At 41.7% G+C, this 9,301-nt stretch carries 13 protein-coding genes; 9 read left to right on the top strand and 4 right to left on the bottom strand.

Annotated elements, in window-relative coordinates:
• Positions 1-109 precede the first annotated feature (109 nt).
• Complete coding sequence (locus tag IQ229_RS03540) at positions 110-421, bottom strand: hypothetical protein (RefSeq protein ID WP_194041337.1); 312 nt, start codon at positions 419-421, stop codon at positions 110-112.
• A gap of 477 nt (positions 422-898) precedes the next feature.
• Between IQ229_RS03540 and IQ229_RS03535 the strand changes: the two genes are divergently transcribed.
• Positions 899-1,114, top strand: a complete 216-nt coding sequence (locus tag IQ229_RS03535; protein ID WP_194041335.1) for a hypothetical protein — start codon at positions 899-901, stop codon at positions 1,112-1,114.
• Between the two features lie 156 nt (positions 1,115-1,270).
• Here the strand turns inward: IQ229_RS03535 and IQ229_RS03530 are convergent, their stop codons facing one another.
• The 3 genes from IQ229_RS03530 to aroB form a co-directional block, all read right to left on the bottom strand.
• A complete protein-coding gene (locus tag IQ229_RS03530; protein WP_322743936.1) occupies positions 1,271-1,666 on the bottom strand; it encodes a hypothetical protein in 396 nt (131 codons plus the stop codon).
• A gap of 149 nt (positions 1,667-1,815) precedes the next feature.
• Entirely contained in the window at positions 1,816-2,394 is a 579-nt protein-coding gene (locus tag IQ229_RS03525) for a Uma2 family endonuclease (protein WP_194041333.1), read from the bottom strand.
• Between the two features lie 87 nt (positions 2,395-2,481).
• Complete coding sequence (gene aroB / locus IQ229_RS03520) at positions 2,482-3,594, bottom strand: 3-dehydroquinate synthase (RefSeq protein ID WP_194041331.1); 1,113 nt, start codon at positions 3,592-3,594, stop codon at positions 2,482-2,484.
• A 200-nt stretch (positions 3,595-3,794) separates the two neighbouring features.
• On the opposite strand from aroB, the gene petL reads away from it, so the two are divergent.
• The 8 genes from petL to atpA all read left to right on the top strand — a co-directional run.
• Positions 3,795-3,890 (top strand): cytochrome b6-f complex subunit PetL, encoded by a 96-nt coding sequence (petL, locus tag IQ229_RS03515; protein ID WP_084227316.1) that lies wholly within the window; start codon positions 3,795-3,797, stop codon positions 3,888-3,890.
• Positions 3,891-4,159: 269 nt separating this feature from the next.
• Positions 4,160-4,600 (top strand): ATP synthase subunit I, encoded by a 441-nt coding sequence (locus IQ229_RS03510; protein ID WP_194041329.1) that lies wholly within the window; start codon positions 4,160-4,162, stop codon positions 4,598-4,600.
• A 61-nt stretch (positions 4,601-4,661) separates the two neighbouring features.
• Positions 4,662-5,423: a F0F1 ATP synthase subunit A gene (atpB, locus tag IQ229_RS03505; protein ID WP_181984851.1), complete on the top strand. Its 762-nt coding sequence runs from the start codon at positions 4,662-4,664 to the stop codon at positions 5,421-5,423.
• 147 nt (positions 5,424-5,570) lie between these two features.
• Entirely contained in the window at positions 5,571-5,816 is a 246-nt protein-coding gene (atpE, locus tag IQ229_RS03500) for an ATP synthase F0 subunit C (protein ID WP_012411162.1), read from the top strand.
• 182 nt (positions 5,817-5,998) lie between these two features.
• Positions 5,999-6,430 (top strand): F0F1 ATP synthase subunit B', encoded by a 432-nt coding sequence (locus IQ229_RS03495; RefSeq protein ID WP_100899338.1) that lies wholly within the window; start codon positions 5,999-6,001, stop codon positions 6,428-6,430.
• A gap of 188 nt (positions 6,431-6,618) precedes the next feature.
• Positions 6,619-7,191: a F0F1 ATP synthase subunit B gene (locus tag IQ229_RS03490; protein ID WP_194041327.1), complete on the top strand. Its 573-nt coding sequence runs from the start codon at positions 6,619-6,621 to the stop codon at positions 7,189-7,191.
• Positions 7,188-7,742: an ATP synthase F1 subunit delta gene (gene atpH, locus IQ229_RS03485; protein WP_194041325.1), complete on the top strand. Its 555-nt coding sequence runs from the start codon at positions 7,188-7,190 to the stop codon at positions 7,740-7,742. The genes IQ229_RS03490 and atpH overlap by 4 nt, the downstream gene beginning before the upstream one ends.
• Positions 7,743-7,950: 208 nt before the next feature.
• Positions 7,951-9,301, top strand: a 1,351-nt coding sequence (gene atpA / locus IQ229_RS03480) for a F0F1 ATP synthase subunit alpha (protein WP_194041323.1), incomplete at its 3' end; no start/stop codon positions are given.

Genomic DNA, 9,301 nt, shown 5'->3' with positions numbered 1-9,301 from the left:
CTAGGGTATATTTAATAACTTCATAATCTTTGTACTTAGGGCGCGATCGCATAACACACCCTACCAACCAACCTAATCCAAAAGCCCATACCTTCAAGGCGTAGAAACGTTAATATTCATCCTGCTGACCAAATAGTTCTAATAACCCAATTGTGCCGACAAAAAAAGTATAAGTCGCATATTTTATTGGTATCTTTTGTCTTGAAGGTGCATAAAAAGCTGCTATAATGCTTTCAATAAAATTGCTCATTATGGCAAAACGCTCAATCCAAAAAATTGGATTAAGGCTGCTTGGCACATTAATATTAGTTATTACTGCATAAATATTCCACGATTCCAATCCAATTGCGCCTGTTATAAGCACTGTCGATATAATTTTTATAAAAGTATAAATCTTTTTCCTGATAAACTTTAAATCCATACTGTTCACAACCATAATATTTAACATATTTACAAAACTTGGAAAATTAACAGGCAAGTTAATGTATATCGTCTAAAAAATTGCCCCAAGTTAACCAATTTTATCTCATGATTTCCATTTTTGTAAAAACCCATAAAAATATAGATATGCTACAGAGGTAAACTGGCACAGCTAGCTATACGCCCTCACGAGTATCTTGTATGGCTACTTCTATATTAGGAACTTACAAAAAAGAAATTATCCCAAATTACTCGTACATTTGTATTAGGGGGAGACAAATGTGCGCCCCCAATATGAGATGTTTTTAACTGGAAGTCCCTTAATTCAATATTCGCAAAGTTTTGAGAATAGAACAGGCTAAAAACTATGAACCATCAAGATTAAATCACCAGATATTTAAAAAATGACAAAAATGTGGAATAATACATAGGTGGAAAATTTAATTGCAGTCCATAGATTAATAATAAATGTAAAGCTATGATTGCTCAACATTACAACTCAATTCATGTTGAAAATAACTTGCTTAAACAAATCAAAATTAAAGAAAATCAGCTAAAAATTGCTCAAGAGTCTGATATGATTCATGTAGCAGAAGAATTACAGAGTCAATTATTAAAGCTACAGTCTCAATTATCAGAGCCGCAAGAGCAAGACGTTGAAATTCAAGCGTTGATGAGTTTGCTAGACGAATAAAATTGTAAAATTTTGCAACAAAATTTATTGAAAATACAAAACCTCTATTACCCAAAAGCAAAGCATAATGATGATTGTAATGCCTGGCTATATAGCTTATGTGCTAAAGCTTAAGAGTTAACGGCATAAGCAGGAGCTATAGAAGGGTGATGATTCTTACTTAGATAAGAGGTTAGGGTTTTGTTGAGTATGTGGTTTTTTGCTTTGCGGTACTGAATCAATCTTAAGAATAGGTTTAATTGGGCGCTGTTGCCTTTGATTAAGAATTTGAATTTCTCTCTCAATTGAATCTTTTCCTTGTCTAAAAAATTCTTGAGAATTATATGGAACCAAGTCACGGGATAAATGTTGAGCTTGTCTTGGAGTCAAACCAGGAATAGCTTGTTCAGCATTAACAGAAGTCTGTACAGCCAGTAAAAAAGCAGTTGAAACCACCAAAGCTTTTATTTTTATACATCCGGTAAATATTAAGTTTAACATAGTTGATAGATCGGTTGCGTGAAGACAGTTTTCAACCATATTAGTGTTGGTCTGATTATAAATAAAGTACACTTATTACCTTGCTAATTACCTCCTACAAATGGATGAATTAATCAGCTAAACTATTAGTACAGTACAGCGGAAATACAAGAACTGGTTAAAGTTAGACAAACCTTCTGCCACTTGAAATTTTGATGGATGTTTAAAGCAAGAGAATTGTGCTATTCAGTAGCTAATGGTATTTTCGCCTTTTGAAACACCTGCTCAACAGTAAATTGCAGTCCTTCAAATAAAGAATCTGTGAGTAGTTCTTCTCCCATATAAGTTTGTGGTGCTGCATCTGGATAAAAAACAGTAATGCTTCTGGCTTTACTATCTAATACCCATACCCGCAGCACCTGAGCATCCAAATAGTCTTTAGCTTTAGCCGCCATTTGTCCAAAGGTTTGCCCTGGTGAAATAATCTCAATCACCAAATCAGGAGGAATAGAACATATTCCTTCTTGCTCCCAATCAAGGGGTAAACGTTCATTAGAAATATATAAAATATCAGGTATTGGCATCCAATCTCGTCCTCGACGAGTTAATGCAACAGCTAATTCTGGGCAAACTTCTCCTTTCCCCTCACAGCATTGCTCAATTAAATTGAGAAGGGCGCGGGTAAGTTTCGAGTGGAATTTTTTTGGTGACATCTTAGGACTTGCTTGACCATCAACAAGTTCGTAGGTGATATCTCCCTCGCTTGGTGGAAGATTCAAGAACTCTTGCAAAGTTAATTGATTTTTGGCTTGGAGTATCATGGCTCATTAATTCGTAATTGAAGGACAGAGCAACTAACTTTTATTCTGACTCCTAAATTCTGACTCCTGAATTCTTCTTCAAATTGTTCACATTCCTCGCAAAACTTGCCGAATAATATCTGATGGCACTTCATCGGTAATTGTTACTACACCAATCTCTGTTGGTAAAACAAACCGCACTTTCCCTGCTTTGACTTTCTTATCTAACTGCAACGCCTCAATAATTGCTTCAATATCTAACCCATCTGGTAATTGAGTCGGTAAACCCGCTTTTTGAATTAAAGCATTTTGACGTTCTGTGTCTTCCTTTTGCCACAATCCTAAATCTACAGCAATTTGACCGGCTGCTACCATACCAATAGCCACCGCTTCACCATGATTTACTAGACGATAACCAGTCAAACTTTCCACTGTATGACCGATGGTGTGTCCATAGTTGAGAATTGCCCGTAATCCGCCTTCTTTCTCATCTTTGCCAACAACATCAGCTTTTGCTTGACAAGAACGCGTTAATATGTTTTTTATTAAGTCAGGTTTTACATAGCGGAGTTGGTCGAGGCGTTTACTTGCTTCTAACTGGGCAAACAATTCGGCATCCCAAATCACACCGTACTTAATAACTTCTGCCATCCCTGCTCGAAACTCACGCATAGGTAGAGTTTTTAACACATCTGGGTCAATCAAAACCAAACGCGGTTGATGGAATGCCCCAATTAAGTTTTTACCGTGGGGATGATTCACGCCAGTTTTGCCACCAATTGCCGAATCTACCATCGCCAACAAAGAGGTAGGCACTTGGACAACATTAATACCGCGTAGCCAAGTTGCGGCTGCAAAGCCAGTCATATCGCCAATTACACCTCCGCCCAAAGCCACCATCGTAGAAGAACGTTCTAGGCGGTTTTCCAAGGCTACATCGTAGAGTTTTTGGATAGAATTGAGGTTTTTGTAGCGTTCACCAGGTGGTAGAGTGCAGCTAGCAACTTCAAATCCAGCAGATGTTAAGGATGTAATTGCTCTTTCGCCAAAATGCTTAAAAATCGTCGGATTAGAAACTAGCAGTACCTTCTTACCCAACTTGAGACTGGCCATCTGTTGACCCAGTTGATCTAAACTCGAAGGTGCGTTAGCGTAGCTCAACGAAGTTATCGCAATCTCATAAGACTGCTCTGGTAGATTTACATTAATTACAGAAGTCATTGCCCAACCCCAAACAAGCGCCCGTGGGCTGTATTGTATCGCAATCTAGCAAATGGGCATAGGGCATTGGGCATTGGGGATTGCTAAGAAGTAGGCAAGCAGCAAAGAAGTTGTAATTTCTCCTCTACCCTCATGCCCCATGCCCAATACCCAACAACTAATGATTCAATAGATTTAGGAAGTATTCTGGAGAGCAATAAATGTTTGCAATTGTATCTTATGTCGTCTTCTTGGGTTTATTCTTTGGCTTATCTGTAGGTTTGCTGTTCGGTCTACGGACTGCCAAGATAATTTAATCGAGAGGTAGATTTAACCCAAGACTCTTGTGGGGCAGGTATCTTGCCTGCCCTCAGTTTATAAATAGGTTATAAAATCTTTACTTTTTAACCAAGTCCGGCAACGTGGACTAGGTTAAATTGCTCTAGGCTTTAGTCCGTCGATACTTACTGCTTGATGTTGACAAGAAGTTAATTGTTTTTTCCTAAAGTATTGTTACCGCATCGTGATATGATTCAGCTGACTGAATGTGCAGTCATCATATTTAACTGTACTGGTTTCAAGTCCCGTGAGCTTGTCTGACGAATCAATTGCGCCCACTCCGACAACGCAACAAGATGCTAAAACTGGTTCTGGAGACACAGAATCAGGTAACTCCATGCAAGAGTTCCATGAACTCTTCCAGCGATTGTTGGTAATCACGCTTGTCTTGACGGGGGTTATTTTTATCTCTGTGTGGATTTTTTATTCCTTAAACATTGCCCTAAATTATTTAATTGGGGCGTGTACAGGTGTGGTTTACTTAAAAATGTTGGCTAGAGACGTTGAGCAGCTTGGTAGTGAGAAAACCAGTCTGAGCAAAACTCGTTTTGCTCTGTTTATTGGAGTGATGATCGTGGCAAGTCAATGGCGTGAGCTACAGATTCTGCCCATTTTTTTGGGATTTCTAACTTACAAAGCCACGCTCTTCGTCTATATGGTGCAAATTGCGTTCATTCCTGATTCTTAAAAAGTCAGGCTCACTAAAGATAGTAATCCCATCCTCGCTCGTTGGGGAAAAAGCTTGAAGAATGCAAATGCTTAGTGTCTTAAACGCCTTTAATTCTTTTCCCCTCGCCGCATTAGAAGTAGGTCATCATTTCTATTGGCAGTTGGGCAATCTTAAAATTCATGGGCAAGTTTTTCTTACCTCATGGTTTGTGATTAGTATTCTAGTAGTGGCTTCAATAGCTGCTACTCGCAACGCACAAAGAATTCCCAAGGGCATCCAGAATTTGATGGAATATGCCTTAGAATTTATTCGTGATTTGGCAAAAAACCAACTTGGTGAGAAAGAGTACCGCCCTTGGGTGCCATTTATTGGCACATTGTTCTTGTTTATTTTCGTATCGAACTGGTCAGGCGCACTAATTCCCTGGAAGCTCATCAGGCTACCTTCGGGTGAATTGGCAGCTCCCACCAATGACATCAATACGACTGTTGCATTGGCATTGCTGACCTCTTTAGCGTACTTTTACGCAGGTTTTAGCAAACGGGGTTTAGGCTACTTTAAGAAATATATAGAGCCAACACCTGTTTTGTTGCCGATCGCAATTCTAGAAGATTTCACCAAGCCCCTCTCCCTAAGCTTCCGGCTATTTGGTAATATTTTGGCGGATGAATTGGTAGTAGCGGTGCTGGTGCTGCTAGTTCCTCTATTTGTGCCTCTGCCTGTAATGGCCTTGGGCTTATTTACCAGCGCCATTCAAGCTCTGGTTTTCGCCACCCTAGCCGGAGCATACATTCATGAGGCAATGGAGGGGCATGGCGGAGATGAACATGAGGAGCATTAAACTTCTCAGTTGATAGCACAGTTCCAAGAGCATATTCGCTCAAAACATCGCAAAGCGCGATCAAAGAACTCATGTGCAGCGTGAAAAACACGTTTCTAATCGTTAACGTACTTTTGTAGTTTTGTAATCAAAGCAAGGAAAATCAACATGGATCCATTAGTTCAGGCTGCTTCAGTTCTCGCTGCTGCTTTAGCGATTGGTTTAGCTGCAATTGGCCCTGGTATTGGTCAAGGAAATGCTGCTGGACAAGCAGTAGAAGGTATTGCTCGTCAACCTGAAGCAGAAGGAAAAATTCGCGGTACTCTGCTATTAACCTTGGCATTCATGGAATCCTTGACTATCTATGGTCTAGTAATTGCCTTGGTATTGCTGTTTGCTAATCCTTTCGGCTAATACCTGAAAATTTTTGTGAGTGTGGAGACGTGAATCATCACGCCTCTACAATCAAAACATTTTGGGTATCTCAATAGTTATAATGTTCAGTTGACCCTTGTTGGCTATGGGTCTCTAAAATATGAAAGGTTGGATGATGTTGCTAGCCATGAAAACTGCTACTCCAGCCAAAGAGGAGACAAATGTTTGATTTCGATGCTACCTTGCCCTTCATGGCATTGCAATTCCTGCTATTGGCAGCTTTGTTGAATGCAATTTTCTATAAGCCACTGACCAAGGTACTAGACGATCGCGATAGTTATATCCGAACGAATACCCTTGAGGCGAAAGAGAGCTTGGCTAAAGCCGAACGCTTGGCTACCGAATATGAGCAACAACTCGCAGACGCTCGCAGACAATCGCAAGCTACCGTAGAAGCAGCTCAACTTGAAGCTAAGAAAATTACTGCCGAGAAAATCGCTGAAGCCCAAAAAGAAGCTCAGTCTCAACGAGAACAAGCTTCTGTTGAAATAGAACAACAAAAGCAAGAAGCTTTTCGCACCTTAGAGCAACAAGTTGATGCCCTAAGCAGGCAGATTCTAGAAAAACTATTGGGGCCAACTCCAGTTAGATAAGCTAACTAGACTGGCTCTGTGAAAGCATACGCGCAACTGGGCCCTAGTCCAGAGCGCAAAATTTAAGTGTCAAATAAAGGCACTTTTTCCCTTCTGGGGAAAGATACTTAATTTCCTTACAGGGAAAAGATACTTAATTTCCCTACGCGAAAATACAACGTATTAGCAAGCGAGCAGCGCACTTGTAAATGGGTATCATGGGGACATTCTTATTACTTGCCGCAGAAGCGAACGCTGTTCACTCTGAATTGGCAGAAGGCGCAGGAGAAGGTGGTTTCGGTCTAAACCTAGACATTTTTGAAACCAATCTGATCAATCTAGCGATTCTGGTTGGCATACTATTCTACTTCGGACGTAAAGTTTTAAGCAATATCCTGAACGAGCGACAATCTAATATTGCCACCGCAATTCAGGAAGCAGAAGGGCGCTTAAAAGAGGCAAAGACTGCCCTTTCCCAAGCGCAAGAGCAGTTGAAACAATCTCAAGCAGAAGCAGAACGTATCCGCCAATCGGCCGTAGAAAACGCCCAAAAATCGAAAGAAGCCTTGTTAGCGAAGGCAGCGCAAGACGTAGAACGCTTGAAACAAACAGCAGCAGCAGATTTAAACACCGAAACAGAGCGAGCGATCGCTCAACTACGGCAACGCGTTGCTACACTAGCTTTGCAGAAAGTCGAATCACAACTCAAAGGCGGGATTGCTGACGATGCTCAACAAGGTTTAATTGATCGCAGCATCGCACAACTGGGAGGCAATGTATGACAAGTCAGGTAGCGGCAGCCGAAGTAGCCCAACCTTACGCACAGGCACTTTTGTCAATAGCGCAATCGAAAAATTTGACAGAAGAGTTCGGGGAAGATGCGCGTACTTTCCTGGGACTGCTTAGAGCAGACAAACAGCTACACAACTTCTTCAGCAACCCGTTTATTCAGGCTGAGAACAAAAAAGCTCTCATCAAACAAATACTTGGTGAAGGCTCTAACCCCTACTTACGCAACTTTTTGTTGATATTAGTAGACAAACGCCGCATTGCATTCTTGGAATCGATTTTTCAACAATATCTGGCGCTGTTGCGGCAGCTGAATCAAACCGTATTAGCGGAAGTAATTTCAGCCGTTCCCCTCACAGAAGCTCAACAGCAGGCAATCACAGAAAAGGTGATTGCCATAACTAATGCTCGCCAGGTAGAACTAGAAACCAGGGTAGACAGTGAGTTAATTGGTGGTGTGATCATTAAAGTAGGTTCGCAAGTAATTGATGCCAGTATCCGGGGTCAGCTGCGCCGCCTTTCATTGCGCTTAACTAACAGCTAGAAGGTTAGGAGTAGAGACGCGATTAATCGCGTCTGTACAGGAGTTAGGAGTTAAAAGTTAGGAGTTAGGAGTTAAGTAAACAATAATTTATTTTGACTTTTAACTTTTAACCTTTGCTTTTTTAACTCATCGCTCTTAACTCATCACTCTTAACTCATCACTCCTAACTATTGAATTTTCCCGTCTCAAAAGCAAACACGATAGACACATGAGCATATCAATTAGACCTGACGAAATTAGCAGCATTATCCAACAACAAATCGAGCAATACGATCAAGAGGTCAAAGTTGCTAACGTTGGTACCGTTCTCCAAGTAGGTGACGGCATTGCCCGGATTTATGGTCTGGAAAAGGCTATGGCTGGGGAACTCTTAGAATTTGAAGATGGCACAATTGGCATCGCCCAAAACTTAGAAGAAGACAACGTGGGCGCGGTGTTGATGGGTGAAGGGCTAGAAATTCAAGAAGGTAGCTCTGTAACCGCTACTGGTAGAATTGCTCAGATTCCAGTCGGGGAAGCCTTAATTGGACGAGTTGTAGACGCTTTGGGTCGCCCTATCGATGGTAAGGGAGACATCAAATCCTCAGAAAGCCGTTTGATTGAATCTCCAGCACCCGGTATCATTGCTCGTCGATCTGTACACGAACCCATGCAAACTGGGATTACAGCTATTGACTCAATGATTCCCATCGGTCGTGGTCAACGGGAATTGATCATTGGCGATCGCCAAACCGGTAAAACTGCGATCGCGATCGACACAATCATCAACCAAAAAGAAGAAGATGTAATTTGTGTATACGTTGCGATCGGTCAAAAGGCTTCCACCGTAGCTAACGTGGTGCAGACATTGCAAGAAAAAGGCGCGATGGATTACACCATCGTCGTTGCAGCTAGTGCCAGTGAACCAGCAACCCTACAATACCTAGCTCCTTACACAGGCGCAACTATTGCTGAGTACTTTATGTACAAAGGCAAAGCTACCCTGGTAATTTATGACGATCTCTCCAAGCAAGCCCAAGCTTATCGCCAAATGTCCCTGTTGCTGCGTCGTCCACCCGGACGCGAAGCTTACCCTGGAGATGTATTCTACATTCACTCCCGCTTGCTAGAAAGAGCCGCCAAGCTGAGTGATGAATTAGGTAAAGGCAGTATGACCGCCCTACCAATCATCGAAACCCAAGCTGGTGACGTTTCAGCATACATCCCCACCAACGTAATTTCCATTACCGATGGTCAGATATTCCTATCTTCTGACTTGTTCAACGCTGGTATTCGTCCGGCTGTGAACCCCGGTATTTCTGTATCCCGCGTGGGTTCTGCGGCGCAAACCAAGGCAATGAAAAAAGTTGCCGGTAAGATTAAATTGGAACTAGCCCAATTTGACGACTTGCAAGCCTTCGCTCAATTTGCTTCTGACTTAGATAAAGCCACTCAAGACCAGTTGGCACGGGGTCAACGGTTACGCGAACTCCTCAAGCAGCCACAAAATTCGCCACTCTCGGTATACGAGCAAGTAGCAATTCTTTACGCTGGTATCAATGGTTACTTAGATGATGTAC

This window comes from Nostoc cf. edaphicum LEGE 07299 (assembly GCF_015207245.1).
Taxonomy (GTDB): domain Bacteria; phylum Cyanobacteriota; class Cyanobacteriia; order Cyanobacteriales; family Nostocaceae; genus Nostoc; species Nostoc edaphicum_B.
The sequence above is the reverse complement of the archived record's forward strand: the minus strand, read 5'-3'. Positions and strand labels throughout refer to the sequence as shown.

Bases quoted from the DNA above. Each gene is read 5' to 3' on its own strand.
- atpH (WP_194041325.1), top strand. From the start codon at position 7,188: ATGACAAGTCAGGTAGCGGCAGCCGAAGTAGCCCAACCTTACGCACAG.
- IQ229_RS03495 (WP_100899338.1), top strand. From the start codon at position 5,999: ATGTTTGATTTCGATGCTACCTTGCCCTTCATGGCATTGCAATTCCTG.
- IQ229_RS03490 (WP_194041327.1), top strand. From the start codon at position 6,619: ATGGGTATCATGGGGACATTCTTATTACTTGCCGCAGAAGCGAACGCT.
- IQ229_RS03540 (WP_194041337.1), bottom strand. From the start codon at position 421: ATGGATTTAAAGTTTATCAGGAAAAAGATTTATACTTTTATAAAAATT.
- aroB (WP_194041331.1), bottom strand. From the start codon at position 3,594: ATGACTTCTGTAATTAATGTAAATCTACCAGAGCAGTCTTATGAGATT.
- atpB (WP_181984851.1), top strand. From the start codon at position 4,662: ATGCAAATGCTTAGTGTCTTAAACGCCTTTAATTCTTTTCCCCTCGCC.
- IQ229_RS03525 (WP_194041333.1), bottom strand. From the start codon at position 2,394: ATGATACTCCAAGCCAAAAATCAATTAACTTTGCAAGAGTTCTTGAAT.
- atpE (WP_012411162.1), top strand. From the start codon at position 5,571: ATGGATCCATTAGTTCAGGCTGCTTCAGTTCTCGCTGCTGCTTTAGCG.
- IQ229_RS03535 (WP_194041335.1), top strand. From the start codon at position 899: ATGATTGCTCAACATTACAACTCAATTCATGTTGAAAATAACTTGCTT.
- petL (WP_084227316.1), top strand. From the start codon at position 3,795: ATGTTTGCAATTGTATCTTATGTCGTCTTCTTGGGTTTATTCTTTGGC.